23 protein-coding genes are annotated in these 25,837 nt (G+C 61.3%); 13 read left to right on the top strand and 10 right to left on the bottom strand.

Annotated features, from left to right (window positions below; genetic code table 11):
- Window positions 1-19 precede the first annotated feature (19 nt).
- The 3 genes from AC1RME_RS08960 (at window position 20) to AC1RME_RS08950 (ending at window position 3,701) form a co-directional block, all read left to right on the top strand.
- Window positions 20-1,300, top strand: a complete 1,281-nt coding sequence (locus AC1RME_RS08960) for an HAAAP family serine/threonine permease (protein WP_096820204.1) — start codon at window positions 20-22, stop codon at window positions 1,298-1,300.
- A gap of 135 nt (window positions 1,301-1,435) precedes the next feature.
- Complete coding sequence (locus tag AC1RME_RS08955) at window positions 1,436-2,053, top strand: ParB-like protein (protein ID WP_096820203.1); 618 nt, start codon at window positions 1,436-1,438, stop codon at window positions 2,051-2,053.
- Window positions 2,043-3,701, top strand: coding sequence for a SulP family inorganic anion transporter (locus AC1RME_RS08950; RefSeq protein WP_255261913.1), 1,659 nt, complete (start codon window positions 2,043-2,045; stop codon window positions 3,699-3,701). The genes AC1RME_RS08955 and AC1RME_RS08950 overlap by 11 nt, the downstream gene beginning before the upstream one ends.
- Window positions 3,702-3,768: 67 nt before the next feature.
- Here the strand turns inward: AC1RME_RS08950 and acnB are convergent, their stop codons facing one another.
- The gene (gene acnB / locus AC1RME_RS08945) at window positions 3,769-6,378 is read right to left on the bottom strand and encodes a bifunctional aconitate hydratase 2/2-methylisocitrate dehydratase (protein WP_096820202.1); all 2,610 of its coding nucleotides are present in this window, start codon (window positions 6,376-6,378) and stop codon (window positions 3,769-3,771) included.
- A 469-nt stretch (window positions 6,379-6,847) separates the two neighbouring features.
- Here acnB and AC1RME_RS08940 point away from each other — a divergent pair, with 469 nt between their 5' ends.
- The gene (locus tag AC1RME_RS08940) at window positions 6,848-7,318 is read left to right on the top strand and encodes a DUF1289 domain-containing protein (protein WP_085711613.1); all 471 of its coding nucleotides are present in this window, start codon (window positions 6,848-6,850) and stop codon (window positions 7,316-7,318) included.
- A gap of 45 nt (window positions 7,319-7,363) precedes the next feature.
- Here AC1RME_RS08940 and AC1RME_RS08935 read toward each other — a convergent pair whose 3' ends face one another.
- A complete protein-coding gene (locus AC1RME_RS08935; protein ID WP_096820201.1) occupies window positions 7,364-8,227 on the bottom strand; it encodes a universal stress protein in 864 nt (287 codons plus the stop codon).
- Window positions 8,228-8,386: 159 nt separating this feature from the next.
- Here AC1RME_RS08935 and AC1RME_RS08930 point away from each other — a divergent pair, with 159 nt between their 5' ends.
- The 3 genes from AC1RME_RS08930 (at window position 8,387) to AC1RME_RS08920 (ending at window position 11,129) form a co-directional block, all read left to right on the top strand.
- Window positions 8,387-8,995, top strand: a complete 609-nt coding sequence (locus AC1RME_RS08930; RefSeq protein WP_085610660.1) for a MiaE family protein — start codon at window positions 8,387-8,389, stop codon at window positions 8,993-8,995.
- Between the two features lie 139 nt (window positions 8,996-9,134).
- Window positions 9,135-9,842 carry a response regulator gene (locus AC1RME_RS08925; RefSeq protein WP_096820200.1) on the top strand — a complete coding sequence of 236 codons (708 nt, stop codon included), beginning with the start codon at window positions 9,135-9,137 and terminating at the stop codon, window positions 9,840-9,842.
- Window positions 9,843-11,129, top strand: coding sequence for an ATP-binding protein (locus AC1RME_RS08920; RefSeq protein ID WP_096820199.1), 1,287 nt, complete (start codon window positions 9,843-9,845; stop codon window positions 11,127-11,129).
- A 34-nt stretch (window positions 11,130-11,163) separates the two neighbouring features.
- Here AC1RME_RS08920 and AC1RME_RS08915 read toward each other — a convergent pair whose 3' ends face one another.
- Together AC1RME_RS08915 and moaA are read right to left on the bottom strand one after the other, a co-directional pair.
- Window positions 11,164-12,063 (bottom strand): bestrophin family protein, encoded by a 900-nt coding sequence (locus AC1RME_RS08915; RefSeq protein WP_096820198.1) that lies wholly within the window; start codon window positions 12,061-12,063, stop codon window positions 11,164-11,166.
- 27 nt (window positions 12,064-12,090) lie between these two features.
- Window positions 12,091-13,089 carry a GTP 3',8-cyclase MoaA gene (gene moaA / locus AC1RME_RS08910; RefSeq protein WP_096820197.1) on the bottom strand — a complete coding sequence of 333 codons (999 nt, stop codon included), beginning with the start codon at window positions 13,087-13,089 and terminating at the stop codon, window positions 12,091-12,093.
- Between the two features lie 356 nt (window positions 13,090-13,445).
- On the opposite strand from moaA, the gene AC1RME_RS08905 reads away from it, so the two are divergent.
- From AC1RME_RS08905 to AC1RME_RS08890, 4 genes are all read left to right on the top strand, one after another.
- Window positions 13,446-15,770 (top strand): FdhF/YdeP family oxidoreductase, encoded by a 2,325-nt coding sequence (locus AC1RME_RS08905; protein ID WP_096820196.1) that lies wholly within the window; start codon window positions 13,446-13,448, stop codon window positions 15,768-15,770.
- 109 nt (window positions 15,771-15,879) lie between these two features.
- Window positions 15,880-17,295, top strand: coding sequence for a cytochrome ubiquinol oxidase subunit I (locus tag AC1RME_RS08900; RefSeq protein ID WP_096820234.1), 1,416 nt, complete (start codon window positions 15,880-15,882; stop codon window positions 17,293-17,295).
- Window positions 17,296-17,312: 17 nt separating this feature from the next.
- On the top strand, window positions 17,313-18,329 hold the full coding sequence (gene cydB, locus AC1RME_RS08895) for a cytochrome d ubiquinol oxidase subunit II (protein WP_096820195.1): 1,017 nt from the start codon (window positions 17,313-17,315) through the stop codon (window positions 18,327-18,329).
- Window positions 18,316-18,468, top strand: a complete 153-nt coding sequence (locus AC1RME_RS08890) for a DUF2474 domain-containing protein (RefSeq protein ID WP_074688757.1) — start codon at window positions 18,316-18,318, stop codon at window positions 18,466-18,468. The genes cydB and AC1RME_RS08890 overlap by 14 nt, the downstream gene beginning before the upstream one ends.
- Before the next feature lie 81 nt (window positions 18,469-18,549).
- Here the strand turns inward: AC1RME_RS08890 and AC1RME_RS08885 are convergent, their stop codons facing one another.
- Window positions 18,550-19,401: a CAP domain-containing protein gene (locus AC1RME_RS08885; protein WP_096820194.1), complete on the bottom strand. Its 852-nt coding sequence runs from the start codon at window positions 19,399-19,401 to the stop codon at window positions 18,550-18,552.
- A 200-nt stretch (window positions 19,402-19,601) separates the two neighbouring features.
- Between AC1RME_RS08885 and AC1RME_RS08880 the strand changes: the two genes are divergently transcribed.
- The gene (locus tag AC1RME_RS08880; RefSeq protein ID WP_096820193.1) at window positions 19,602-20,222 is read left to right on the top strand and encodes a cell wall hydrolase; all 621 of its coding nucleotides are present in this window, start codon (window positions 19,602-19,604) and stop codon (window positions 20,220-20,222) included.
- Here the strand turns inward: AC1RME_RS08880 and AC1RME_RS08875 are convergent.
- Window positions 20,219-21,106, bottom strand: a complete 888-nt coding sequence (locus tag AC1RME_RS08875; RefSeq protein ID WP_096820192.1) for a LysR family transcriptional regulator — start codon at window positions 21,104-21,106, stop codon at window positions 20,219-20,221. The genes AC1RME_RS08880 and AC1RME_RS08875 overlap by 4 nt on opposite strands.
- Before the next feature lie 103 nt (window positions 21,107-21,209).
- On the opposite strand from AC1RME_RS08875, the gene AC1RME_RS08870 reads away from it, so the two are divergent.
- Entirely contained in the window at window positions 21,210-22,610 is a 1,401-nt protein-coding gene (locus AC1RME_RS08870) for an MFS transporter (protein ID WP_096820191.1), read from the top strand.
- Here the strand turns inward: AC1RME_RS08870 and AC1RME_RS08865 are convergent.
- From AC1RME_RS08865 to AC1RME_RS08850, 4 genes are all read right to left on the bottom strand, one after another.
- Entirely contained in the window at window positions 22,555-23,970 is a 1,416-nt protein-coding gene (locus AC1RME_RS08865) for a heavy metal sensor histidine kinase (protein WP_096820190.1), read from the bottom strand. The two genes, AC1RME_RS08870 and AC1RME_RS08865, sit on opposite strands and share 56 nt — an antisense overlap.
- Window positions 23,967-24,638, bottom strand: coding sequence for a heavy metal response regulator transcription factor (locus AC1RME_RS08860; protein ID WP_085732003.1), 672 nt, complete (start codon window positions 24,636-24,638; stop codon window positions 23,967-23,969). Before AC1RME_RS08860 ends, AC1RME_RS08865 begins: the two co-directional genes overlap by 4 nt.
- 19 nt (window positions 24,639-24,657) lie before the next feature.
- On the bottom strand, window positions 24,658-24,909 hold the full coding sequence (locus AC1RME_RS08855; protein ID WP_085711463.1) for a DUF2790 domain-containing protein: 252 nt from the start codon (window positions 24,907-24,909) through the stop codon (window positions 24,658-24,660).
- Window positions 24,910-25,076: 167 nt separating this feature from the next.
- Entirely contained in the window at window positions 25,077-25,790 is a 714-nt protein-coding gene (locus AC1RME_RS08850) for a murein L,D-transpeptidase catalytic domain family protein (RefSeq protein ID WP_096820189.1), read from the bottom strand.
- Between the last annotated feature and the right edge of the window lie 47 nt (window positions 25,791-25,837).

The following is a 25,837-nucleotide window of genomic DNA, read 5'->3' as shown; positions in this document are numbered from 1 at the left end:
AATGCGGAGATCCGACCGGATGAATGATCAGGCCAATAGCGTCGAACAACGCTTTGAAGCGGCAGCACCAGCGCAACTGTCGAGCTGGAATCGCCATGACACTACCTGGATGTTGGGACTGTTTGGGACGGCCATCGGCGCCGGTACCCTGTTTTTGCCGATCAACGCAGGTCTGGGTGGCTTCTGGCCGCTGGTGATCCTCGCGCTGCTGGCATTCCCCATGACCTTCTTCGCACACCGCGGTCTTACCCGCTTCGTGCTCTCCGGTCGCGAAGGCGCCGACATCACCGAGGTGGTGGAGCAGCATTTCGGCATCAAGGCCGGTGCGCTGATCACGTTGCTGTACTTCTTCGCGATCTTCCCGATCCTGCTGATCTACAGCGTCGGCCTGACCAACACGGTCGCCAGCTTCCTCGAACACCAACTGCACATCACGCCGCCACCGCGCGCGCTGCTGTCGTTCGTGCTGATCCTCGGCCTGCTGGCTGTGGTGCGCTGCGGCGAACAAGTGATCGTCAAGGCGATGAGCCTGATGGTGTATCCATTCATCGTTGCGCTGCTGTTCCTCGCCGTGTACCTGATTCCGCACTGGAACGGCGGCATCCTGTCCACCGCTTCGCAGGTGCCGGCGCCGTCGGCGCTGCTGCACACGCTGTGGCTGGCGATTCCGGTGATGGTGTTCTCGTTCAACCACTCGCCGATCATCTCGGCGTTTGCGGTGGACCAGAAGCGTCGTTACGGCGTTCACGCCGACGAGCGCAGCTCGCAGATCCTGTCCCGCGCCCACCTGCTGATGGTGGTGATGGTGCTGTTTTTCGTCTTCAGCTGCGTGCTGACCCTGTCGCCAGAGCAACTGGCCGAAGCCAAGGCGCAGAACCTGTCGATCCTGTCTTACCTGGCCAACCACTTCAGTAACCCGACCATCGCTTTCGCAGCGCCGTTGATTGCGTTCGTGGCCATCTCCAAGTCGTTCCTCGGTCACTACATCGGTGCCAGCGAAGGTCTGAAAGGCCTGATCGTCAAAAGCGGCAAGCGTCCGGGCGCCAAGGCGCTGGATCGCATCGTTGCGGCGTTCATGCTGGTGGTGTGCTGGATCGTGGCGACCCTGAACCCGAGCATTCTCGGCATGATCGAGACCATCGGTGGCCCGGTCATCGCGGCGATCCTGTTCCTGATGCCGATGTATGCGATCCGCAAAGTGCCGGCAATGGCCCGCTATCGTGGCCAGGCGTCGAACGTGTTTGTCACCGCCGTCGGCCTGGTGGCGATTTCGGCGTTGATCTACTCGCTGACGGCCTGATTCCAGACCAGCAGCACCAAGCGGGGGCGAGCGATTCGCCCCCGTTTTTGCAAGACCTTCCGGTGCCTGATCCAGGGCACACATCCCACGGCATAAACGGCTACGCTTGAAAGGCACTTTTCCCGGAGATGCCTCATGCCCCGTGCCCGACCGCAACTGATCAGCGCCAAACTGGAAAAACTCCATCCTACCCAGCTCACGGTCGGCCTCGCCGAAGTCGCCGACAAGCGTCAGGAATGGAAGAAACTCAAACGCAAGGAGCGGGCGGCAGCGCTGGATAATCACTGGTTCCCCAGTGTGCTCGGGCCTGAAGGCGTCTATTACATCGTCGATCACCACCACTTCGGTCTTGCGCTGATTGAGGAAGAAGTCAAGAAGGCTTCATTGCTGGTGCTCAAGGACCTTTCTTTTGTCGACCCGGTGACGTTCTGGAGCGTGATGAACTTCAACCAGTGGGCGCATCCCTATGATGGTCGCGGTGCCAGGCGCACCTTCGAAGCCATTCCCAAATCCATAGTCGATCTGCAGGACGATCCTTATCGCAGCCTTGCCGGACGCTTGCGCCGGGCCGGTGGCTACGCCAAGGACGCCACGCCCTACAGCGAATTCCTGTGGGCGGACTTCTTTCGCAGCCGCATCGCCAGCGACCAGATCAACGATCTGAGTCCGAAATTACAGACCAAAGCCATGAACCTGGCGCGCAGCCAGGAGGCTCGGTATCTGCCGGGGTGGGTGGGTCCGATTGTCAACTGAACCCCTGAGCGCTTCCTCCCGACCCGAAGTACAAAGTCGCAGTCAGGATCTGCTGGCCGGGTTGTCGATTGCCGGCCTGTTGCTGCCCGAGGCGGTGGCCTACTCCAGCATTGCCGCGCTGCCACCCCAGGCCGGGGTGATCGCGTTGTTTGCCGGGTTGTTGTGTTACGCGCTGATGGGCACCAGTCGGTTTGCCGTGGTTTCGGCCACCTCATCCTCGGCAGCGGTGCTGGCGGCGGCAACGGCTTCGCTGGCCGGTGGTGATCCGGCATTGCGCCTGAGCCTGGCAGTCGGTCTGGTGTTGATGACCGGCGTGCTGTTTCTGTTGGCGGGACTGTTCAAGCTCGGCAGCGTGACTTCGTTCATCGCCAAACCGGTGTTGCGCGGGTTCGCCCTGGGGCTGGCGGTGACGATCATCCTCAAACAGGTGGCGAGCGTCGTCGATGTTCACCTGACGGACAGCAACCTGATTCGCTTCCTGCCGCAGTTGTTGGAGCAGTGGCCGCAATGGAACCTGGCGGGTGCCGGGGTCGCGCTGGTGGCGTTGCTGTTATTGATGGTCTGTGCGCGTTTTCGCCGGGTGCCGGGCGGTTTGATCGTGGTGGCGTTGGGCATTGCCGCCAGCCAATGGCTGAACCTGCCGGCCCACGGGGTGAAACTGATCGGGGTCATCGATCTGGCGCTGGAGGTGCCACGCCTGCCGAACATGCCGTTTGCCGACTGGCTGCGCCTCGGGGAACTGGCGTTCGCCATGGTGATGATTCTGTATGCCGAGTCTTATGGCTCGATCAGCTCGTTTGCCCTGAAGCACGGCGACAAGGTTTCTTCGAACCGCGATCTGTTGGCTCTAGGCGCGTCCAATCTGTTGTCCGGGCTGTTTCATGGCATGCCGGCCGGAGCGGGGTATTCGGCAACATCGGCCAATGAAGCAGCAGGCGCCACATCGCGATTGGCGGGTATTGTCGCGGCGGCAGTGGTGCTGCTGATCGTGTTGACGGTGCTGCCGTACATCGCTCTGACCCCGGAACCGGTGCTGGCCGCTATTGTGATCCATGCCTTGGGGCGGGCGTTGAGCCTGCAACCGCTGGGCCGCTACTTTATCTGGCGCCGCGATCGCTTGTTGGTGATCTGCGCCGTGGCGGCGGTGTTGGTACTGGGCGTGCTCGACGGTTTGCTATTGGCGGTAGCGATCAGCGTGGTGCTGATGCTGAAACAGATGTCATCGGCGGATATCCAGGTGCTGGGGCAAATGGGCGGTGGTCACGACTATGTCGACGTGCAGCGCCATCCGGATGCCCGGGAAATCCCCGGCGTGCTGATTGTGCGGCCAAGTGAGGCGCTGTTTTTCGCCAATGTGGAGCGCATTCTCGGCGGTGCGCTGCGCTTGGCCCGTCATGCGCCGGCAGCGGTGCATACGATCATCCTGAGTCTGGAAGAGTCGCCGGACCTGGACGGCACCAGTATCGAAGCGCTGGAAGCGTTCTTCCTGCAAGTGCGGGCCGAGGACAAACTGTTGATTCTGGCGCGCCTCAAGCATGAGGCGCAGACCGTGCTGACGCAGTTGCCAGAACTGGAACGCGAGCAGGTGTTGCTGAGCGGTTTGAGTGTGGACGAGGCGGTACAGCAGGCACTCAAGCTCAATGCATGAGTTTCCGGAGGCATAAAAAAACGCCGCACATCTCACGATGGGCGACGTTTTTCATTGCGTTGCAGCGTTAGGCTTGAACGACCGGAATGTTGGCGTTCGCAGCAGCTTCACGGAACTCGGCAATCTGGTCGAAGGACAGGTAGCGGTAAACATCGGCCGCCATGCTGTCGATCTTGCCAGCGTATTCCATGTACTCCTCGACGGTCGGCAGGCGACCCAGGATCGAAGCAACGGACGCCAGCTCAGCCGAAGCCAGGTAGACGTTCGCGCCGTCGCCCAGACGGTTCGGGAAGTTACGGGTCGAAGTCGACACCACGGTGCTGTTCGGCTCAACGCGTGCCTGGTTACCCATGCACAGCGAGCAGCCAGGCATTTCCATGCGTGCGCCGGCCTTGCCGTAGATGCCGTAGTAGCCTTCTTCGGTCAGTTGGTGAGCGTCCATTTTGGTCGGCGGCGACAGCCACAGACGAGTTGGCAGTTGACCCTTGACCTGATCCAGCAGTTTACCGGCAGCGCGGAAGTGACCGATGTTGGTCATGCACGAACCGATGAACACTTCGTCGATCTTCTCGCCAGCAACGCTGGACAGCAGACGGGCGTCGTCCGGGTCGTTCGGCGCGCACAGTACAGGCTCGCTGATGTCGGCCAGATCGATTTCGATGATTTCGGCGTATTCGGCGTCGGCATCGGCTTCCATCAGTTCCGGATTGGCAACCCAGGCTTCCATCGCTTGAGCACGACGTTCCAGAGTACGCGCATCGCCGTAGCCTTCGCCGATCATCCAGCGCAGCAGGGTGATGTTGGAGTTCAGGTACTCGGTGATCGACTCTTTCGACAGCTTGATGGTGCAACCGGCAGCCGAACGTTCGGCCGAGGCGTCGGACAGTTCGAAAGCCTGTTCCAGGGTCAGGCCTTCCAGGCCTTCGATTTCCAGGATGCGGCCGGAGAAGGCGTTTTTCTTGCCTTTCTTCTCGACGGTCAGCAGGCCGTTCTGGATGGCGAAGTAAGGAATGGCATGAACCAGGTCACGCAGGGTGATGCCAGGTTTCATTTTGCCTTTGAAGCGCACCAGGATCGATTCCGGCATGTCCAGCGGCATGACGCCGGTGGCAGCGGCGAACGCGACCAGACCGGAACCGGCCGGGAACGAGATGCCCATCGGGAAACGGGTGTGCGAGTCACCACCGGTACCCACGGTGTCCGGCAGCAGCATGCGGTTCAGCCACGAGTGGATGATGCCGTCGCCCGGACGCAGGGAAACGCCGCCGCGGGTCATGATGAAGTCAGGCAGGGTGTGGTGGGTGGTCACGTCGATCGGCTTTGGATAAGCCGCGGTGTGGCAGAAGGACTGCATCACCAGATCAGCGGAGAAGCCCAGGCACGCCAGGTCTTTCAGTTCGTCACGGGTCATTGGACCGGTGGTGTCCTGAGAACCTACGGTGGTCATCTTCGGTTCGCAGTAGGTGCCAGGACGAACGCCTTTGCCTTCTGCCAGACCGCAAGCCTTGCCGACCATTTTCTGCGCCAGGGTGAAGCCCTTGGTGCTTTCAGCAGGAGCTTCCGGCTTCTTGAACAGGTCGAACGCAGGCAGACCCAGTTCGGCGCGAGCCTTCTCGGTCAGGCCACGGCCGATGATCAGCGGGATACGGCCGCCGGCGCGGACTTCGTCCAGCAGAACCGGGGTCTTCATTTCGAAGGTGGTGATGACTTCGTCGGTACCGTGCTTGCAGACTTTGCCAGCGTGCGGGTACAGGTCGATCACGTCACCCATGTTCATGTTCGATACGTCGAACTCGATTGGCAGTGCGCCGGCATCTTCCATGGTGTTGTAGAAGATCGGAGCAATTTTGCTGCCGAAGCAGAAACCGCCGCCGCGCTTGTTCGGCACGTAAGGGATGTCGTCGCCGAAGAACCACAGAACCGAGTTGGTCGCGGATTTACGCGAGGAACCGGTACCGACCACGTCACCGACGTAGGCGATCGGGAAGCCTTCGCCGCGCATGGTTTCGATCTGCTTCATCGGGCCGGTCTTGCCTTGCTCGTCCGGAACGATGCCGTCACGGGCCATTTTCAGCATGGCCAGGGCGTGCAGCGGGATGTCTGGACGCGACCAGGCGTCTGGAGCAGGGGACAGGTCGTCGGTGTTGGTTTCGCCGGTCACCTTGAAGACGCGCAGGCTGATCTTGTCGGCCAGCACAGGGCGCTTCTTGAACCACTCGCCGTCAGCCCAGGATTGCAGCACGGCCTTGGCGTGAACGTTGCCGTTCTTGGCTTTTTCAGCCACGTCGTGGAAGGCATCGAACATCAGCAGGGTGTGCTTGAGTTCTTCGGCAGCCACTGGCGCCAGCTCGGCGTTGTCCAGCAGGTCTACCAGGGTCACGATGTTGTAGCCGCCCTGCATGGTGCCGAGCAGTTCTACAGCGCGCTTCTTGTCCAGCAGAGGGGAGGAGACTTCGCCCTTGGCCAGTGCGGAGAGGAAGCCGGCCTTGACGTAGGCGGCTTCGTCCACTCCTGGTGGAACGCGATTGGTGATCAGGTCAACGAGGAAAGCTTCTTCGCCAGCCGGAGGATTCTTCAGCAGCTCGACCAGGCCTGCAGTTTGTTCGGCGTTAAGCGGCTGGGGAACGATACCCAGGGCTGCACGCTCTTCGATATGTTTGCGGTAGGCTTCAAGCACAGTTATTACCCTCATCAGTGGTCCCAAATGGGTGTCCGGGACGCTCATCCCGAAATTGCCGTACTCATGCTCCTCACGACGTTGTGGGTCGTTCGGCCAGAATTACCGGCAATTCCTTACAGAAGCTGCTTTCAAAGTTTTACGCCTGCAGAACGGGGAGCTGATGAGGGTTGGCGTATGGCTTTTCCCCGCTGGAAAAACCTTACGCCAACACCGCTCTGAAGGAACGACTGTGCTCGTGACGCTTTGAAAACAGCTTCTAACGGACATTGGCGCCTAAAAAGGCTGGCTGATTCTACGGCAAAAAAAATTTAAAGGTAAGTCGCGCTCTATTGGACTTTGGTTGCGTTGTGCGCGGGTGGGGCAAACCTTGATCCAGCACTTGTCCCTGACGTTTGAGGGGTGATGAATGCCGGACAAAGGGCTAACATGCCGACCTGTTCCGCGTTTCAAGTGTTTTGCCCATTCTATGCCCAATCAGACCATCAAGACCCCCTGCGTCGGCCTCTGCTCCACTGTTTACGGTGATCTGGTGTGCCGTGGCTGCAAGCGTTTCCACCACGAAGTGATCCACTGGAACGGTTACAACGAGGAAGAAAAACGCGCAGTGTGGCTGCGTCTTGAGCAATTGCTGTCACAAGTGATGGCCAGCAAGGTCGAGGTCTTCGACCCGGCGCGACTGCGTCAGCAACTGGAACAGCGCAAGATCCGCTTCGTGCCGCATCAGTCGGAATATTGCTGGGCCTATCAGCTGATCGCCCGGGGCGCGCGGGTGATCATTAATCTGGAAGCCTACGGGATGGTGCTGCTGCCGGAGTTTCGCGACTGGAACCTGCCGGAACTGCGCGATGCCATTGATCGGGAATTTTTCCTGCTGTCGGAAGCGCACTATCAGCGCTACATCGCGCCCGGTTTTCTGAAGGATGCGCTGGGCGAGTGAGCATTACCTGTGGCGAACACGCTCGCCACAGGATGACAACAATGCTTAATGTTTCACCGCCAACTCCACCAGATGGTCTTCAACCTCCTGCGGCTTGAGCACCAGCACATCACTCTCCAGCGCATCCAGCACCACTTCGGCGGTATTGCCAATCAGCGCCCCTGACAACCCGGTGCGCGCCACGGTGCCAATCACGGTCACGGCCGCCTGCAGCTTGTGCGCCATAAATGGAATCAGCACATCCGCCGGGCCTTCCTCGACATGCAAATGCTCGTCGTCGACATCGAATTCAGCCTGAAACGCCCGGCATTGCTCGCGATAGCGCGCCTCGATGGTTTCCTTGAGCTGGAAGGTCGGGTCCGCCGCCGACAGCATCGGTGACGGATGGGCGGTAATGACGTGCAGATGCCCCTTGGCCAGGCTCGCGATGTCATAGCCGTGATCGATGAGGGTGGTGTGCAGGTGGCGGTGCTCGCCATCGGCATTGCCCACATCGACCGCCACCAGAATCACTCGGTCTTTCCAGGAGGCCGAGGTCTTCACCAGCAGCACCGGGGTCGGGCAGTGGCGCAGCAGTTTCCAGTCCGCCGGGGTCAGCAGGGCCTTTTTCAGCGAGCTGTCGGGGAAATGCTGTTTGATCACCAACCCGCAGCCTTCGGCTTGCTGCACATCGATGATGGTTTCGTGCAGGCTCTCGTTCCACGCCTGTTCGGTGGTGACGCTATAACCGTCCGCCAGCAGCGCGGCCTTGAGCACGCTGAGCATGCCGGCGTGATCGTGCTTCTTGTCGCAGACCAGCAGGTGCAGATGGGCCTGGGTCACCCCGGCGATCAGCTTGGCGCGCTTGAGCGCCAGGCTTTCCGCGTGTTCGGGTTCGATGACCACCAGAATGCTGCGAATGGCTTGCATGAGTGAGTCTCCAGCAATGAAAAGGCACGGCGTTGCACAACTATAGTTGCTGCTCATCCGTCTGCGACTTGATGCATATCAACGCGGGCGGCTGGTGGTCTGCGGGTAGGCCGGTATAATCGGCGCCCTTCGCTCGAACACCTTTTGACCGTGAGCCCCATGATCCTTCCCGAAATCCACGAATTCCTTGGTTGCCGCACGCCTGACGCCTGGGTCCAGGCCGCGCTGGCCGATCAGGAAACCCTGCTGATCGACCACAAGAACTGCGAGTTCAAGGCCGCCAGCACCGCGTTGAGCCTGATCGCCAAGTACCATTCCCACGTCGATCTGATCAACATGATGTCGCGTCTGGCCCGGGAAGAACTGGTTCACCACGAACAGGTCATGCGCATTATGAAGCGGCGCAAGATCGAACTGCGCCAGCTGCACGCCGGCCGTTATGCTTCGAGCCTGCGCAAAGTGGTGCGCAGCCACGAACCGGTGAAACTGGTCGACACCCTGGTGGTCGGCGCCTTCATCGAAGCGCGCAGTTGCGAGCGGTTCGAAGCACTGGTGCCGCATCTGGACGAAGAACTCGGCAAGTTCTACTTCGGCCTGCTGAAAAGCGAGGCCCGGCATTTCCAGGGTTATCTGAAACTGGCTTACCAGTACGGCGACGCCAAGGACATTGCCCAGGTGATCGAGAAAGTCCGCGCCGCCGAGCAGGACCTGATCGAATCGCCGGACGAGGAATTCCGTTTCCACAGCGGTGTGCCCGTCGCGGCATGAATTGTTAAAAACTCTTAAGAGTATGAAACATCAACGAAAACCGGCCCAAGTGGCCGGTTTTTGCTGCCTGCGATAAACGTCTCGCCCGCGAATGCCTCCATAATGGCGCCCACTTCACTGAGGGTTGGCGACGGTTGTTATGGATAACCTGGGTTTTGGCAGAGTCCTGCTGGTGGAAGACGATGAGCGCCTGGCTGCGTTGATCGCTCACTTTCTCGAACAACACGGTTATGAGGTGCGGACGGTGCATCGCGGCGATCTGGCCGTGGCCGCGTTTCTCGAATTCAAGCCCAAAGTGGTGGTGCTCGACCTGATGCTGCCGGGGCAGAGTGGCCTGCACGTGTGCCGGGAAATCCGCAGCGTGTCGGACACGCCGATTGTCATCCTGACCGCCAAGGAAGATGACCTCGACCACATTCTGGGCCTGGAGTCCGGGGCCGACGACTACGTGATCAAACCGATCAAGCCGCCGGTCCTGCTGGCACGCCTGCGTGCCCTGCAACGTCGGCAAGTGCCGGACAGCGGCGTGGTCAGCTCGCTGGAGTTCGGCAATCTGATCATCGATCGCAGTTGCCGCGAAGTGCGTCTGGCGGGCGAGTTGATCGAGCTGACCACCATGGAATTCGAACTGCTGTGGCTGCTGGCCAGTGCCGCCGGCAATATCCTGTCGCGCGATGACATTCTCAATCGCATGCGCGGCATCGCTTTCGATGGCCTCAATCGCAGCGTCGATGTGTACATCAGCAAGCTGCGCAACAAACTCAAGGACAATCCCCGCGAACCGGTGTGCATCAAGACCGTGTGGGGCAAGGGCTATCTGTTCAATCCGTTCGCGTGGGAGCTGTAGATGCTGCGGTTATTTCTGGGACTGTTTCTGGTGATGACAGTCGGGCTGGTGGCGGCGCTGCAAACCGTCGAACACACCTTCAACGCGTTGCTCGACAACCAGATGCAGGCCTACAACCGCGAGGCGGTGCGGGGCCAGGCCTGGTCGCTGATCGAGCACATGCGCGACCAGCAAGGAGCGGCGCGCGAGGCGCAACTGGAGGCGTTGCGTCCGCATTACGGGCTGACGTTGAACCTGATCGAGTCCGATCAACTGGCCCTGACGCCCGAGGAAAAGGCTGAACTGGCGCAGAACCTGTTGGTGATTCGCGACAACTACACCCAGTTCATCAGCAACATCGACGGCGGTTCGCAGGTGCTCAGCATCAAATTGCCGCCCGAGCCGAGCCTGATGCCGTTCTACATCGCAGCGGCCTATCTGATGCTGGCGGTGCTGCTTGGCATCGTCTTGTACTTCTGGGTCCGTCCGCACTGGCGCGATCTGGAAAAACTGCGACTGGCCGCCGAGCGATTCGGCGACAACGACCTCTCGTCGCGCATACAGCTCTCCAAACGCTCGAACATTCGCGATCTGGCCGAACACTTCAACCTGATGGCGGCGCGCATCGAAGGCCTGATCGCCAATCAGCGCGAACTGACCAACGCCGTGTCTCATGAACTGCGCACGCCGATTGCCCGGCTGTCGTTCGAACTCGACCAGCTCAAGCAACAACCGGACGCCAGTCAGAACCGCGAACTGATCGCCGACATGTACGCCGACCTTGGCGAGCTGGAAGAGATGGTCTCCGAGCTGCTGACCTACGCCAGCCTCGAACGCGGCGCGACGGTCATCACCCGCGAAAACATTCAGGCCGCCAACTGGCTCGACAGTGTGGTGGGCAGCGTCGCCCTGGAAGCCGAGGCCGCCGGGGTGCAATTGCTGATCGGCGAATGCCGGGTCGAAGAAGTGCGGATCGAGCCGCGTTTCATGGCGCGGGCGGTGATCAATCTGCTGCGCAATGCCATTCGTTATGCCGAGCAGCGGGTCGAGGTGTCGCTGGTGCGCATCGGCGATCAATACGAAGTGCAGGTCAATGACGACGGGCCGGGTGTACCGCTGGCAGGTCGGGAGAAGATTTTCGAACCGTTCTCGCGCCTGGACGCCAGCCGCGACCGCCGTACGGGTGGTTTTGGTCTCGGATTGGCATTGGTGCGGCGAGTGTCGCAATCCCATGGCGGCCGGGTTGAGGTTGGCGATTCACCGTGGGGCGGGGCGTCGTTCCGCATGACCTGGGCACATCTGGATTGATTGAATTTCCTCCCCCGAAGGGGGAGGTGTCGGATCAACTCAGCACGTAGTCCACCGGTTTCAACGCCGGTGGCAACGGCTCGGTGCCCAGCTCCGAGAGAATATCCCGCTCGATGCCACGCACCAGCGCATCGGTTGGCAGGTCGTTTTCATCCCGGCCGAACGGGTCTTCCAGTTCATCGGCAATCGCATCCAGACCGAAAAAGGTGTAGCTGACAATCGCCGTGAACAGCGGCGTCAGCCAGCCCAGCGGTTCGGCCATGGCGAACGGCAGCAGGATGCAGAACAGGTAGATCGTGCGGTGCAGCAGCAGGGTGTAAGGGAAGGGCAGCGGCGTGTTCTTGATACGCTCGCACACCGCTTGCGCCTGGGTCAGGCTGGTCAGGTGATTGGCCAGCAGCATGTAGCGCCATTCACTGAGATCGCCTGCCTCATGCAGATCGGAACATTGCTGGCCGACGGTTTGCAAAATGCGCCCGCTGTAGTCCGGCACCTGTGCATCGTGTTGTGGCGTGATCCATTCGGCGCTGGCGGCGGCTTCGTTTTCCCGGCGCAACCGCGCGTTCAGGGCATGGGCAAAACCGCAGAGATTCAGCAGCAACAGCCGACGCTGCGCCGACTCGCGGATGACGTGGGTTTCGCGGATCACCGAACGTACATGCACGATCACCTCACCCCAGGCCTTGCGCGCTTCGTACCAGCGGTCGTAGCAGGCGTTGTTGCGAAAATTCATGAAGATCGACAGTGACAGACCGAGCAAGGTGAACGGCGTGGCGTTGACCTTGGTGAAGTTGCTCGGATGGAGCATTTCCACCAGCACGATGGCCGACGCCAGCAACGTGACCATCAGGGTGCGCAGGGCGATGCGCTTGGCAATCGAACCCTTGAGGGTAAACAGGACGGCGAACTGGTTGATCTTGGGCCGGATGATCATGCTTTTTTGCCTTGAAAACGTGGCGGTTCAGCCGCCGGTCATGTTCATGAAACGCACCACTTGCACGTCGTCGTTCACTTCAAAGTTGTGCCGGTAAGGCTTGAGCTTCATCGCTTCGATGATCGCTTTCTCCAACCGCTCCGGTTGACCCGGATGGGCGCGCAGCACCGCTTTCAAATCCACCGAATGCTCGTTCCCCAGACACAGTAGCAAACGCCCCTCGACGGTTAGCCGCACCCGGTTGCAGGTGCCGCAGAAGTTGTGGCTGTGGGGCGAAATGAACCCCAGCCGAATGTGCGGCGCTTCTGCCAGCCGCCAGTAGCGCGACGGGCCCTGGGTCGACTCGGCGGAATCGATCAGGGTGTAGCGTTCGGCGATCTTTTCGCGCACCTGGGTGCTGGAAAAGAACGACTCGGCGCGACTGTGTTCGCTGATGATGCCCAGCGGCATTTCCTCGATAAAGGAAATGTCCAGATCCCGCTCGATGGCGAACTGCACCAGGTCGTTGATCTCGTGATCATTGCGGCCCTGCATCACCACGCAGTTGAGTTTAGTGCGGGTAAATCCGGCCTCGCGGGCGGCATCGATGCCGTTGATCACTTGTGCCAGGTCGCCGGTGCGGGTCATTTGTTTGAAAAGCACAGGGTCAAGGCTGTCGAGGCTGACGTTGAGGCGCTTGACCCCGGCGTCGAACAGCGGGCTGGCGAGTTTGCCGAGCTGCGAGCCGTTGGTGGTCAGGCACAACTCGCGCAGGCCGGGCAGGGCAGCAATTTGCTTGCACAACCCGACGACGCCGGGACGAATCAGCGGCTCACCGCCGGTCAGGCGGATCTTGCGGGTGCCCAGCGCAACGAAGCTCTGCGCCAGTTGATAGATCTCCTCCAGCGTCAGCACCCGTTGGCGCGGCAGGAACTGCATGTCTTCTGCCATGCAATACACGCAGCGAAAGTCGCAGCGGTCGGTGACCGACATGCGCAGGTAGTCGACGCGGCGGTTGTAACCATCGATCAAGACGCGCTCTGACATGACAGCCTCGCTTGGGTGAAATCCGCTATTGAAGGGATTGGGTCGGCGCAGGTTATGAGCAACTTCGAACTGCGTCCAATCACTCTTAATGACCGGCCGATTGATGCTGTCGATGATGAAATAATTATTCCGGTTTTTGCGCTTCTTAGTTTTGCAAGTGCCCGTATTTAAAGGGTTTAACGCCGTGATAGATGATTTCGATAACGCAGTCATTAATAGCGATTAGACAAGTTTTTGCAGCGGTTCATATCCTTGGCCCCGTCAAACGAAACGACCGCTTTTGAACTTGAAAGTCAGTCGTCGCTGTTTAAATCCGATCAGGTTTTTGCCTGTGTGCATCGTCATGGAGAAGTCCCATGTCACAAGTCGACCGTTACAAACCCTACAAGGGCGCCGCTGCGGGTTGGGGCGCTGTGATCAGCCTCACCAAGAACTGGCTGGGCAGTGAAAATGCCCTGAAAAACATCCGCGCCATGCTCAAGACCAACCAGAACGGCGGCTTCGACTGCCCCGGTTGCGCCTGGGGTGAAGCACCCGGCGCGAGCATGCTGAAGTTCTGCGAGAACGGCGCCAAAGCGGTGAACTGGGAAGCCACCGGCCGCTTGGTCGATCCGGCATTCTTCAACAAGTACACGGTGTCGACGCTGGCCGAGCAAAGCGATTACTGGCTCGAATACCAGGGCCGGATCACCCATCCGATGCGTTACGACGCCCGGGTCGATCGCTATGTCGAGACCACCTGGGACGAGGCGTTCGCGCTGATCGCCAAGCACCTCAAAGGCCTGAAATCGCCCCACGAGGCCGAGTTCTACACCTCGGGGCGTGCCAGCAACGAAGCGGCGTTTCTCTATCAGTTGTTCGTCCGCGCCTACGGCACCAACAACTTCCCGGACTGCTCGAACATGTGCCACGAAGCCAGTGCGGTGAGCATGGGCGAGACCCTGGGCGTCGGCAAAGGCACCGTGGTCTATGAAGACCTGCACCACGCCGACGCGATTTTCGTCATCGGCCAGAACCCCGGCACCAACCACCCGCGCATGCTCGAACCGTTGCGTGAAGCGGTGAAGCGTGGCGCGCAGGTGGTGTGCATCAACCCGCTCAAGGAGCGTGGGCTGGAGCGTTTCCAGAACCCGCAAAACCCGATCGAGATGCTCAGCAACGGCTGGGAAGCGACCAACACCGCGTACTTCCGTCCAGCCTTGGGTGGCGACATGGCGATGATCCGCGGCATGGTCAAGTTCCTGCTGCAATGGGAGCGTGAGGCCCAAGCCACGGGCGGCGAACCGGTGTTCGATCACGCGTTCATTGCCGAGCACACGTCGGGCTTGGACAGCTATCTGGCCGAAGTCGATGCCACGAGCTGGGAGCACATCGTCGAACAGTCCGGCGTGCCGCTGCATGACATCGAACTGGCCGCGCGCATGTATGCCCGCGCCAAGAGCGTGATCATGTGCTGGGCCATGGGCCTGACCCAGCACGTGCACTCGGTGCCGACCCTGCAGGAAGTCATCAACCTGCAACTGCTGCGCGGCAACGTTGGCCGTCCGGGTGCCGGGCTGTCGCCGGTGCGTGGCCACAGCAACGTGCAGGGCGACCGCACGATGGGCATCAACGAACTGGCGCCGAAAGAGCTGATGGATGCCCTGGAAAAGCGCTTCAACTTCAAGGTTCCGCGCATGCACGGCCACAACACGGTCATGGCGATTGGGGCCATGGAGCGGGGCGAAGCCAAGGTGTTTATCGGTCTGGGCGGCAACTTCGCCCAAGCCACGCCGGACACCCCGCGCACCCACGAGGCGATGCGCAAACTCGACCTGACCGTGCACATCTCGACCAAGCTCAACCGCAGCCATCTGGTGACCGGGCGTGACGCGCTGATCCTGCCGTGCCTGGGCCGTACCGACATCGACGTGCAGGCCGAAGGTCCGCAAGGCGTGACTGTGGAAGACACCTTCAGCATGGTGCACTTGTCGTTCGGTCAGTTGAAGCCGAAGTCGGCGCATCTGAAATCCGAGCCGGCGATCATTGCCGGGATCGCCGCCGCGACCTTGGGCAAACACCCGATCGACTGGGAATGGGCGGTGGGCGACTACGGGCGTATCCGCAACCTGATCGCCGACGTGATTCCGGGTTTCGAGAATTTCAACGAGAAGCTGCTGATCCCGGGTGGGTTCCACCTCGGCAACGACGCCTCCGACCGTGTCTGGAACACCGAATCCGGTAAAGCCCAGTTCACCCCGTGCGTGCTGCCGGAGCATCTGATCAGCGAAGGTGTGCGTAATCTGCCGGTCAAACCGCATCTGATCCTGCAAACCATGCGTTCTCACGATCAGTACAACACCACGCTGTACGGCCTCGACGACCGTTATCGCGGGGTCTACGGCATGCGCGACGTGGTGTTCGCCAACGAGCAGGATATCCGCCGGCTCGGTTTCGAACCGGGGCAGAAGGTCGATCTGGTGGCGCTGTGGGGCGACGAGCGCGAGCGTCGGGTCAGCGGTTTCACCCTGATCGCCTACGACATTCCAGCGGGGCAAGCCGCAGCGTACTACCCGGAAACCAATCCGCTGGTGCCGCTGGAAAGCTACGGTGATCGCACCTATACGCCGACCTCCAAGTTCGTGGCGATCCGCCTCGAAGCGGCCGAGGCGAGCAACCTGATCCCGTCGTCGGTGGCCTGACCGACTCACGCGATCCAACCCTTTTGCAATTTGACTGGCTGCAGGCGTTCACGCCTGGCGGTGGCCCGGCCGTGTGCTGCCGCTTTTCAGCCTTGATGAGGACATCATCATGTTCAACCTGGAGGCACTGGACCTGGCGCGAATTCAATTCGCGTTCACGGTTTCGTTCCACATCATCTTCCCGGCGATCACCATTGGCCTGGCGAGTTTCCTGGCGGTGCTCGAAGGCCTGTGGCTGAAAACCGGTAACGACACTTACCGCGATCTCTACCACTTCTGGTCGAAGATCTTCGCCGTCAACTTCGGCATGGGCGTGGTCTCGGGTCTGGTCATGGCGTACCAGTTCGGCACCAACTGGAGCGGATTTTCCGACTTCGCCGGCAGCGTCACCGGGCCGTTGCTGACCTATGAAGTGCTGACCGCGTTCTTCCTCGAGGCCGGGTTCCTCGGGGTGATGCTGTTCGGCTGGAACCGCGTGGGCCGTGGCTTGCACTTCTTTGCCACGGTGATGGTCGCCATCGGCACGCTGATCTCGACCTTCTGGATTCTCGCGTCCAACAGCTGGATGCAGACTCCGCAAGGCTTCGAAATCGTCGATGGCCGGGTGATGCCGCTGGACTGGCTGGCCATCGTGTTCAACCCGTCGTTCCCGTTCCGTCTGGCGCACATGGCGATTGCCGCGTTCGTGGCCACGGCGTTCTTCGTTGGCGCTTCGGCGGCCTGGCATTTGCTGCGTGGAAACGACACCAAACCAGTGCGCAAGATGTTTTCCATGGCGCTGTGGATGGCGCTGATCGTGGCGCCGATTCAAGCGGTGGTCGGTGACGCCCATGGCTTGAACACCCTGGAACATCAACCGGCGAAAATTGCCGCCATCGAAGGTCACTGGGAAAACGCTGACAACGGACCGACCCCGCTGGTGCTGTTCGGCATCCCGGACATGCAGGCGGAGAAGACCAAATACGCGATCGAGATTCCGTACCTCGGCAGCCTGATCCTCACGCACAGCCTCGACAAGCAGATCCCGGCGCTCAAGAGCTTCCCGAAAGAAGACCGGCCGAACTCGACCGTGATCTTCTGGAGCTTCCGTGTAATGGCTGGACTCGGCATGTTGATGATCCTCGTCGGTGTGCTGGGCCTGGCGTTGCGGCGCAATGGCAAGGTCTACCGTCATCGCGGCTTCCAGCGTCTGGTGCTGCTGATGGGGCCGAGCGGTCTGATCGCGCTGCTGGCGGGTTGGATCACCACTGAAGTCGGGCGTCAGCCGTGGGTGGTGTACGGCCTGATGCGTACCCATGACGCTGCGTCCCATCACTCGGTGGCGCAGATGAGTACCTCGCTGGCGCTGTTCGTTGTCATCTACTGCTCGGTGTTCACCGTGGGCATCGGCTACATGATGAAGCTCGTGAGCAAAGGCCCGCAGCCGCACCACGAACACCCGCCTGAAGGCACCCAGATACAGACCCCGCGCCGGCCTCTCTCGGCGGTCACCGACAACCTCGAATCCGCGACCCGGATCCACTGATAAAGGAGCGTTGAGTCATGGGTATTCAAGGTATCGATCTCTCGTTGATCTGGGGCGTGATCATCGCCTTCGGGGTGATGATGTACGTGATCATGGACGGCTTCGATCTGGGCCTCGGGATCCTGTTTCCGCTGATCAGCGACGAGCAGGAACGCGACGTGATGATGAACACCGTCGCACCCGTTTGGGACGGCAACGAAACTTGGCTGGTGCTCGGCGGTGCGGCGCTGTACGGCGCGTTTCCGCTAGCTTACGGGGTGATTCTGGAGGCGCTGTATCTGCCGCTGATCTTCATGCTGGCGGGTTTGATTTTCCGCGGTGTGGCGTTCGAGTTTCGCTTCAAGGCGCCAGCGGAAAAACGCTATCTGTGGGACTGGGCGTTCATCGGCGGTTCGCTGCTGGCGACGTTCTCCCAGGGCGTGGTGATCGGCGCGTATGTGGCCGGGATTCCGGTGGTGGATCGGCAGTTTGCCGGTGGCGGTCTCGACTGGCTGGCACCGTTCCCGCTGGTTTGCGGTGTCGGTCTGGTGGTCGCTTACGCGTTGCTGGGCAGCACCTGGCTGCTGGTCAAGACCGAAGGCATGCTCGAGTCGCGGATGCGTCACTACAGCCGTCCGCTCGCCTGGCTGTTGCTGGCGATGGTGGTGGTGATCGGCGCGTGGACGCTGCAGCTGCACCCGGAACTGGCCACTCGCTGGTTCAACCATGCGCACCTGACCGTGTTCGCCGGGCTGGTGGTGCTGGCGGCATTGTCGCTGTTCGGTCTGTTGCGTTCGCTGCGTCAGCGGCACACCCACTGGCCATTCGTGTTCACCCTGGTGCTGATGTTCCTCGGTTACATCGGGCTGGCGCTGAGCATCTGGCCGAACATCATCCCGCCCTCGGTCAGCCTGTGGGCGGCGGCATCACCGGCCACCAGCCAGTTGTTCGCCCTGATCGGCGCACTGTTCATCCTGCCGGTGATCCTGATGTACACCTTCTGGAACTACTACGTCTTCCGCGGCAAAGTGAGGATTGGCGATGGCTACCATTGAAATGCGTGAAGTGAAAAGCCGCTGGTACAAACGACTGGGCTGGTTGCTGCTGATCTGGTCCGGCAGCGTGGTCTCGCTGGCGGTGGTGGCGAGTCTGCTGAAACTGGCGATGTATGCGGCGGGGATGAGAACCCACTGACCCAAAAAAACCGGAGCCTGGCTCCGGTTTTTTATTGCCTGCATTTTCCTTCCTCCCCAGATGGAGAGGGTGCCCTGAGGTTTAATCCCCGCCAAACATCGCCGTCCAGTAAATGCCGGCGCTGCTCTTCGGATCGACGGCATAGGCCGCGCCCAGCTCACGGTATTGCGGGTTCATCAGGTTGGCGCAATGACCGGGGCTGGCGAGCCAGCCGGCAACGACTTTCTGCACGGTATCCTGCCCGGCGGCGATGTTTTCGCCGACCTGCTGACCGCTGTACCCGGCCAGTTCGGCGCGGTCGCCGGGGGTACGGCCGTCGCGGTCCTTGTGGTCGAAATAATTGTTGTTGGCCATCTGACGGCTGTGATCCTGCGCCACACCGCCGAGCACGGCGTTCCACGCCAGCGGCGCGGCGGCCGAGAAGGCCTGGCCGCCGCACTGGCGTGGCTGGCTGCGGGCGGCGTTGAGTTGTGTCAGCAACTTCTGGCCTTCGGCTTGCCCATCGCCCAGGCGCGCCGACAGCAGCGGTCGGGCCAGCGTGATGCGCCAGTCACGGTCGGCGCGGCTGACGCCGATATCGACGAACTGTGGATCCAGCACCACCTGGCAGAAGCTCTCCTGAATCGCCTTCATCGCCGACGCCGCATCGCGAGGGCCGTTGAGGGTGATCGCCTGCACATTGACCATCGGGTAGCTGGCACTGGCCATCGCCTGCTGCAGATCGACGACGCCGCTGGCCGGCAGAATCAGGCGCGGGTCGGCCGACAGCGGCGGCAACTCACTGGACGCCTGCGTGCCGCAACGCTGCGGCTGGCTGCGGTAGCTGTTGATCGACTCGACCAGTTGCGACTCGTCGGTAGCCATGGCCGAGGTGGCCAGCGCCAGTCCCGTGGACAACACGGCGAGTCGCATAACGGATGGCATGAAGCGCATGGAAATCTCCCTTGGGCTGAGTGCGCCCATGATGCGCGAAAGGCCCCGGGTTCGCGCAATGTCTTTTTCTTCACCGAGCGGTTTTTTCTGCGGAACGATGCCGCCGACTCTACCGTCTACCCTCTGCGAGGGCCCCGGAATCCGGGCGTCTCAGCCACGTAACACTTTGCCCGCAAGGGGCGCTGCCGGAAGAATCGATCATGAAATTGCACGGGCTGATCTGTTGTCTTGTGTTGACCCTGCTGAGCGGCGCGGCAATGGCCACCGATCAGGCGCCCATCAAGGAAAAGGCCGAAGCGAAAGCCGAGGTACTGGAAGAGAAGGCTGCCGACAAACCCGACGCGCCCCCGGCGCCGAAGTCCGAAGCCATCACCCCGAAAGAGGTGCAAGCCGTCGACCCGGCCGGCACCGCGCCGCTCGACGACCCGATCACATGTCTGGCGCGCAGTATCTATTGGGAAGCCAAGGGCAAGGACACGGCGGAAATGGAAGCCGTGGCCAACGTGGTGATGAATCGTCTCGGCCACGACGGTTTTCCGGGCACCGTGTGCGAGGTGGTCAAGCAGGGCTCGGAAACCAAGAGTTGCCAGTTTTCCTGGTGGTGCGATGGCAAGTCCGATCAGGTCAAGGAAGACGCCGAATACGCGCTGGCCAAGGAGATCGCCGGCAAGGCGCTGAACCGCCAGCTCACGGATCGCACCCATGGCGCGCTGTACTTTCATGACCACAACGTCGACCCGAGTTGGGCGAAGAAGTACACCAAGACCGCCGAGACCGGGAAATTCCTGTTTTACAAACCCAAGGACGGGGAGGCGCGCTAGGCGCAAACCTCTCGCACACAATTGCGCAACCAGCGATGCGCCGGATCGGCGTCCATGCGTGGATGCCAGAGCATGGACACGCTGATGTCCGGCATGCGCAGCGGCAGGGCGAAGCTGTGCAGGCCCGTCCGCAGTTTGCTGGTGTGACGTTCCGGGACAGTGGCGATCAGGTCTGATTCACGGACCAGCGTCAGTGCTGCCGAAAACCCGCCGAACGAGGTGACGATATCCCGCGTCAGGCCGAAGGCGAGCAATGCCTCGTCCACCGGGCCGCTGCTGCGCCCGCGGCGTGACACCAGAATGTGCTGGCCTGCAGCGAAGCGTTTGGCGCTGACCTTGCCGCTGCTCAACGGATGCCCCTCACGCACCACACCGATCCACTGATCCCGGAACAGGATGCGACTGTGCAGCGTCGGGTCGGTGCTGTCGTCGACCACACCGGTTTCCAGATCCACCCGGCCTTCGCGCAACAGCGTGCTGTCCTTGTCGGCTTTTTGCACAAAGCGCAGACGTACGCCGGGCGCCTCTTCGGCGATGCGGGCGAGCAGGGCGGCGGCAAAGGTTTCGACAAACCCGTCGGTGTTGCGCAGGGTGAAGGTGCGCCGCAACTGGCCAGGATCGAGCACCTCTGCAGGGCGCAGAACCGCTTCGGCTTCCTGCACCAGATAACTGACCCGGTCGCGCAGCTCCAGCGCACGCGGGGTTGGCACCAGTCCGCGACCGGCGCGTACCAGCAGCGGATCCCCGGTGGTTTCCCGCAGACGGGCCAACGCCCGGCTCATGGCTGACGGGCTCAGGCGCAGCCGCTCGGCGGCGCGGGCCACGCTGCCTTCGCTCAGCAGCACGTCGAGGGTGATCAACAGGTTCAGGTCCGGTGCATTCATGACATGGCGTTCCATGCAGGTATCAAGTGCAAAGCATGCGTCTTGCGCCTTGTATTGTCGAGGCTCAGGCTATGTCCCATGACCTTTGCCCTGTGAGCCCCCCATGCACCGAGAACCCCTGAGCCCTTCAGCCCGCTGGGCGTTGACCAGTCTGGCGCTGTCGATGCTGATGCCATCGCTGGACACCAGCATTGCCAACGCCGGATTGCCCACGTTGGCGGCGGCGTTCGATGCGACGTTTCAACAAGTGCAGTGGATCGTGCTGGCCTATCTGCTGGCGGTCACCACGTTGATTGTCAGTGTCGGGCGGCTGGGTGACGGCTTCGGTCGGCGGCGCTTGCTGTTGATCGGCATCGGTATCTTTACCGCCGCTTCGCTGGCTTGCGCTCTGGCGCCGAGCCTTGGCTGGCTGATCGGTGCGCGGGCGGTGCAAGGCCTGGGTGCAGCGATCATGTTCGCTTTGACGGTGGCGCTGGTGGCCGATGCGGTGCCTAAATCCCGGGCCGGCAGTGCGATGGGGTTGCTGGCCACGATGTCGGCCACCGGCACCACCCTCGGGCCGTCGCTCGGTGGGCTGTTGATGGCGCATGTCGGCTGGCAGTCGATATTTGTGATCAATGTGCCGTTGGGCTTGCTCAACGCATGGCTGGTGTATCGCTATCTGCCCAAGGATCGAATCGCCCGCAAGCCAGTTGCGTTTGATTATCCCGGCACCGCGGTGCTGATGGTGACGCTGGCGACCTATGCACTGGCGATGACGGTTGAGGGATTCACCCAGACGTTGTTGCTGATCAGTCTGTTGGGCGTGGGGTTGTTCGTCCTTGTCGAGATGAAGAGCAAGGCGCCGCTGATTCACCTGTCATTGTTCACCGACACACGAATCAGCAGCAGTCTGGCGCTGACGTTACTGGTGACGACGGTCATGATGACCACGCTGGTGGTCGGGCCGTTTTACTTGAGCCGAGGACTGAGCCTTTCCAGCACTCAGGTCGGCTTGGTGTTGTCGATCGGGCCACTGTTGGCGGCGTTCAGCGGTGTACCGGCGGGGCGTCTGGTGGATCGTTTCGGTGCGCGGCGGATGGTGCCGGGCGCATTACTGGGATTGGCCTGCGGTTGCGGACTGTTGGCGTTGTTGCCGATGAGTTTCGGAGTGTTTGCGTATGTGCTGCCGATAACGCTGGTGGCCTTGAGTTATGCGCTGTTCCAGGCTGCCAACAACACCGGGTTGATGTCCGGCGTCGCTCAGGATCAGCGCGGGGTGGTCTCGGCCATGCTCGGGCTGGCGCGCAATCTGGGCTTGATCACCGGGGCGGCGGCGATGGGCGCGGTGTTTGCCCTGGCCACGGACGATCCGACTCAGGCGCCGGCCGCAGTCATCGCCGGCGGATTGCACATGACCTTCGGCGTTGCCACAGCGTTGATGGTCGCGGCGCTTGCGCTCGGAGCCCTCACACACCTGCGTCTCGCGTCTCCCGGGCTGGAAAAAACAGCTCAAAGCAGGTGACACCATCAGCACTGCTGACGCTGTAGCGGCCCTGATGCAATTGCATGATGGTCGCCACGATCGACAGACCCAGACCGTTGGATTGGGCCGAACGCTCGCGGGACGGATCGGCGCGATAGAAGCGTTCGAACAGCCGCGACAGGTGTTCGGCAGGAATCGTCGCGCCCTGATTGCACACCCGCAGATAGCTGCCGTCCGCTTCGGCAATGGCCTCGACCTGCATCGTCGAATCCGCTGCGCCGTACTTGATCGCGTTGGCGCACAGATTGGCCAGGGCCCGACGCAGCAGCATCGGTTCGGCCCAGATCACGCCACTGCCTCGGGCCTCGATGCTGATGCCGACATCCGCCGCCAATCCTTCGAAGTAATCGGCGATGCGCTGCATCTCATCGCAGGCGTCCAGCTCCTGACGCTGGCTCAGGGCACTGGCCGGGTCGGTGCGGGCGAGAAACAGCATGTTGTCGAGCATCCGCGCCAGCCGTTCGAGTTCTTCGACGTTGGAGGCGAGCAGCTGTTGATAGGCGTCGACGCTTCGGTGCTGTTGCAGGGCGACCTGGGTTTCGCCGAGCAGGTTGTTGATCGGCGTGCGCAGTTCGTGGGCCATGTCGGTGGAGACCTGGCTCAGTTGCGCAACACCTCGGTCGAGCCGGTCCAGCATCGCATTGAAGGCTTCGATCATTGGCTGCAATTCCCGAGGCGTGCCGTGGCGGTCGAGGCGTTCGCCGAGGTTGGCGATGCCGATCCCGTGGGCATGCCGGGCAATCCGCCGCAACGGCAGCAGGCCGCGATACACCAGCAGGCAGCCCACCAGCGCCAGGACAATCGCCGCCAATGACGCCAGGCCGTACACACTGAGTCGGTAGTTGGCGAGCATCGCCGTGCGTTCGCTCATCACCTTGCCGATCAGCACTTGCAGATTGCCCTGGTCGCCGGAGTCGATACTGGCCGCCACCGCCGAGAACGGCACGCCGTTGATGCTCGGCAAATGCTGCACGTCGTTGAGGGCCATTACATGGTCGACCGGCACGGCGGGCACACTCGGTAGTGCCAGGTCGCTGGGGTTGACCACGAACAAGGGCGGTTGCCCCGGCGCACCGATGGTCAACAGCGCTTCGCGGTTGCCCAGCATGTTCTGAAATAGCGCCGGTTTGTTCTTGATCAACTCCAGGGTGTTGCTGTCGTTGAGGATGGTGCGCAACTGATCGATGCGGCTGACCAACTGGATGTCGTCGCGGCGGGTCAGTTGTTCTTCCAGCTGGTTGTAAAGCGCCGCGCCCAGGCCTGCCAGCGCAGCAAAGGCGAGCACCGCGAACACCAGCGCCAGGCGCAATGTCAGGGAGTAAGTGCCGGTGACTTTCATGGCTGGGTATCGAAGCGGTAGCCGATGCCGCGCACGCTGTGGATCAGCTTGAGCGGGAACGGGTCGTCGATCTTCGCCCGCAGGCGGCGTACGGCGACATCGACCACATTGGTGTCGCTGTCGAAGTTCATGTCCCACACCCGCGAGGCGATCAGCGAACGCGACAGCACCTGGCCGGTGTGGGTGGCGAACAGTTGCAGCAAGGCGAATTCCTTGTTGGTCAGGGTGATCCGGCTGCCGGCGCGGGTGACCCGGCGTTTGAGCACGTCGATCTGCAAGTCGGCCACCTGCAATTGCTCTTCTTCATGGATCGGCCCGCGCCGGGTCAACGTGCGCAGGCGCGCCACCAGTTCGGCGAAGGAAAACGGTTTGATCAGGTAGTCGTCGGCGCCCAGTTCCAGGCCCTTGACCCGATCCGCGATGTCGTCGCGGGCGGTGAGGAACAGCACCGGCGTGTCGGCTTCCTTGCGCAGCCGGCGCAGAACTTCCCAGCCATCCATTTTGGGCATCATCACGTCCAGCACGATCACGTCGAAGTCGTGTTCCAGCGCCAGGTGCAGACCGTCGGCGCCGTCCCGGGCCAGGCTTACGTTGTAACCCAGTTCCTGCAAGCCGTTGAGCAGGTAATTGCCAGCCTTGGGTTCGTCTTCGACGACAAGGATATTCATGGGCACTGCGCCTCACTGGTCAGTTGGTGCAACCGCTGCCTTGCACTTGATAGTCCAGCACATGTTCGCGGCCCTGGTGGTCGAGGTAGTTGAGTCGTGCGGGAATGACGCCGCAGGCTTGGGAAATATCGGTGCTGGAGAGGACTTTGTCGACATCCAGGTGCACGTAGAAGCCGTTGGTGTCGTGAATGACCGTGTTGTCCGGCATTTCGGCGGCGAACACGGTGCCAGTGGCGAGGAGGGCGGTGAAGGCAAGGATCAGGGTTTTCATGATGAGTCACTCGTGTCGGTGAAGTGGATCGGCAGTGGTGCCGGAACAACTTCAGGCTACCGAGCGATCCGCTCGGCAAACCGACAACTCAATGACAAAGCTGTAATGAAACCCTGAAAACACAAATCCCCTGTGAGAACAGGGGATGTTTTTTACAGCGAATATTTTCAGCTGCCATGGGTGCTGAGAATGCTGGCGATCTGTTGCGGCTGGCAGTTGAGGTACGGCGAGGACTTCAGCCAGTGCTGGTCCGGGTACCAGGAGAACATGTACTGGCCGTCCTTCAGGCTGTCGATCACGCGTCTGGCAACTTGCGGGCGTACGGCCGGGCAACCCTGGCTGCGGCCGAGTCGGCCCGTACGTTTGCTCCAGAACAGATTCACGTAGTCGGCGGCGTGGATCACAATGGCGCGGTCACGGGCCATGTCGTTGACGCCCGGTTCCAGACCGTCCATGCGCAGCGAATAACCGTGGGTGCCTTCGTAACTTTCCTGGGTGCGGAACAGTCCAAGGCTGGACTGAAAACTGCCTTCGCGGTTGGAGAACCGGGTGGCGAAGTTATCACCGGACATCGATCCGTGGGCGACCAGGTCGCGCAGGATCAGTTTTTTCTTGGTCAGGTCGAAGATCCACAGGCGTCGCTCGGTGGACGGTTGCGAATAATCGATGATCGCCAGGTGACGGGACTGCTTCGCGCCGTTGTTGATTGCGCATTGCATGGCGTTCAAGGCACCTTTCAGCGCCTGGGGATTGAGTTCCGGAGCGGCGTGGGCGAGGCTGTTGTAGAGAACCGGCTGCGAGGTGCCGGCGGCAAAAACCTGACTGGTCACCAGCCCGATGGCAGTGGCAGTCAGCAGAAGTCGGCGCAAAAACGTCAACATTTAAAGTGAGTCCTCACTGGTTACATGTTTGGCACTTTGGCTCCTGA

This window comes from Pseudomonas sp. GW822-FHT03F08 (genome assembly GCF_058801265.1).
Note: the sequence above shows the minus strand (reverse complement) of the source record. Positions and strands in the feature narration are given on the sequence as shown.

Coding starts and splice junctions, on each gene's coding strand:
- AC1RME_RS08960 (WP_096820204.1), top strand. CDS start 20: ATGAATGATCAGGCCAATAGCGTCGAACAACGCTTTGAAGCGGCAGCA.
- AC1RME_RS08955 (WP_096820203.1), top strand. CDS start 1,436: ATGCCCCGTGCCCGACCGCAACTGATCAGCGCCAAACTGGAAAAACTC.
- AC1RME_RS08940 (WP_085711613.1), top strand. CDS start 6,848: ATGCCCAATCAGACCATCAAGACCCCCTGCGTCGGCCTCTGCTCCACT.
- AC1RME_RS08935 (WP_096820201.1), bottom strand. CDS start 8,227: ATGCAAGCCATTCGCAGCATTCTGGTGGTCATCGAACCCGAACACGCG.
- AC1RME_RS08930 (WP_085610660.1), top strand. CDS start 8,387: ATGATCCTTCCCGAAATCCACGAATTCCTTGGTTGCCGCACGCCTGAC.
- AC1RME_RS08925 (WP_096820200.1), top strand. CDS start 9,135: ATGGATAACCTGGGTTTTGGCAGAGTCCTGCTGGTGGAAGACGATGAG.
- AC1RME_RS08920 (WP_096820199.1), top strand. CDS start 9,843: ATGCTGCGGTTATTTCTGGGACTGTTTCTGGTGATGACAGTCGGGCTG.
- AC1RME_RS08915 (WP_096820198.1), bottom strand. CDS start 12,063: ATGATCATCCGGCCCAAGATCAACCAGTTCGCCGTCCTGTTTACCCTC.
- moaA (WP_096820197.1), bottom strand. CDS start 13,089: ATGTCAGAGCGCGTCTTGATCGATGGTTACAACCGCCGCGTCGACTAC.
- AC1RME_RS08905 (WP_096820196.1), top strand. CDS start 13,446: ATGTCACAAGTCGACCGTTACAAACCCTACAAGGGCGCCGCTGCGGGT.
- AC1RME_RS08900 (WP_096820234.1), top strand. CDS start 15,880: ATGTTCAACCTGGAGGCACTGGACCTGGCGCGAATTCAATTCGCGTTC.
- cydB (WP_096820195.1), top strand. CDS start 17,313: ATGGGTATTCAAGGTATCGATCTCTCGTTGATCTGGGGCGTGATCATC.
- AC1RME_RS08890 (WP_074688757.1), top strand. CDS start 18,316: ATGGCTACCATTGAAATGCGTGAAGTGAAAAGCCGCTGGTACAAACGA.
- AC1RME_RS08885 (WP_096820194.1), bottom strand. CDS start 19,401: ATGCGCTTCATGCCATCCGTTATGCGACTCGCCGTGTTGTCCACGGGA.
- AC1RME_RS08880 (WP_096820193.1), top strand. CDS start 19,602: ATGAAATTGCACGGGCTGATCTGTTGTCTTGTGTTGACCCTGCTGAGC.
- AC1RME_RS08875 (WP_096820192.1), bottom strand. CDS start 21,106: ATGAATGCACCGGACCTGAACCTGTTGATCACCCTCGACGTGCTGCTG.
- AC1RME_RS08870 (WP_096820191.1), top strand. CDS start 21,210: ATGCACCGAGAACCCCTGAGCCCTTCAGCCCGCTGGGCGTTGACCAGT.
- AC1RME_RS08865 (WP_096820190.1), bottom strand. CDS start 23,970: ATGAAAGTCACCGGCACTTACTCCCTGACATTGCGCCTGGCGCTGGTG.
- AC1RME_RS08860 (WP_085732003.1), bottom strand. CDS start 24,638: ATGAATATCCTTGTCGTCGAAGACGAACCCAAGGCTGGCAATTACCTG.
- AC1RME_RS08855 (WP_085711463.1), bottom strand. CDS start 24,909: ATGAAAACCCTGATCCTTGCCTTCACCGCCCTCCTCGCCACTGGCACC.
- AC1RME_RS08850 (WP_096820189.1), bottom strand. CDS start 25,790: ATGTTGACGTTTTTGCGCCGACTTCTGCTGACTGCCACTGCCATCGGG.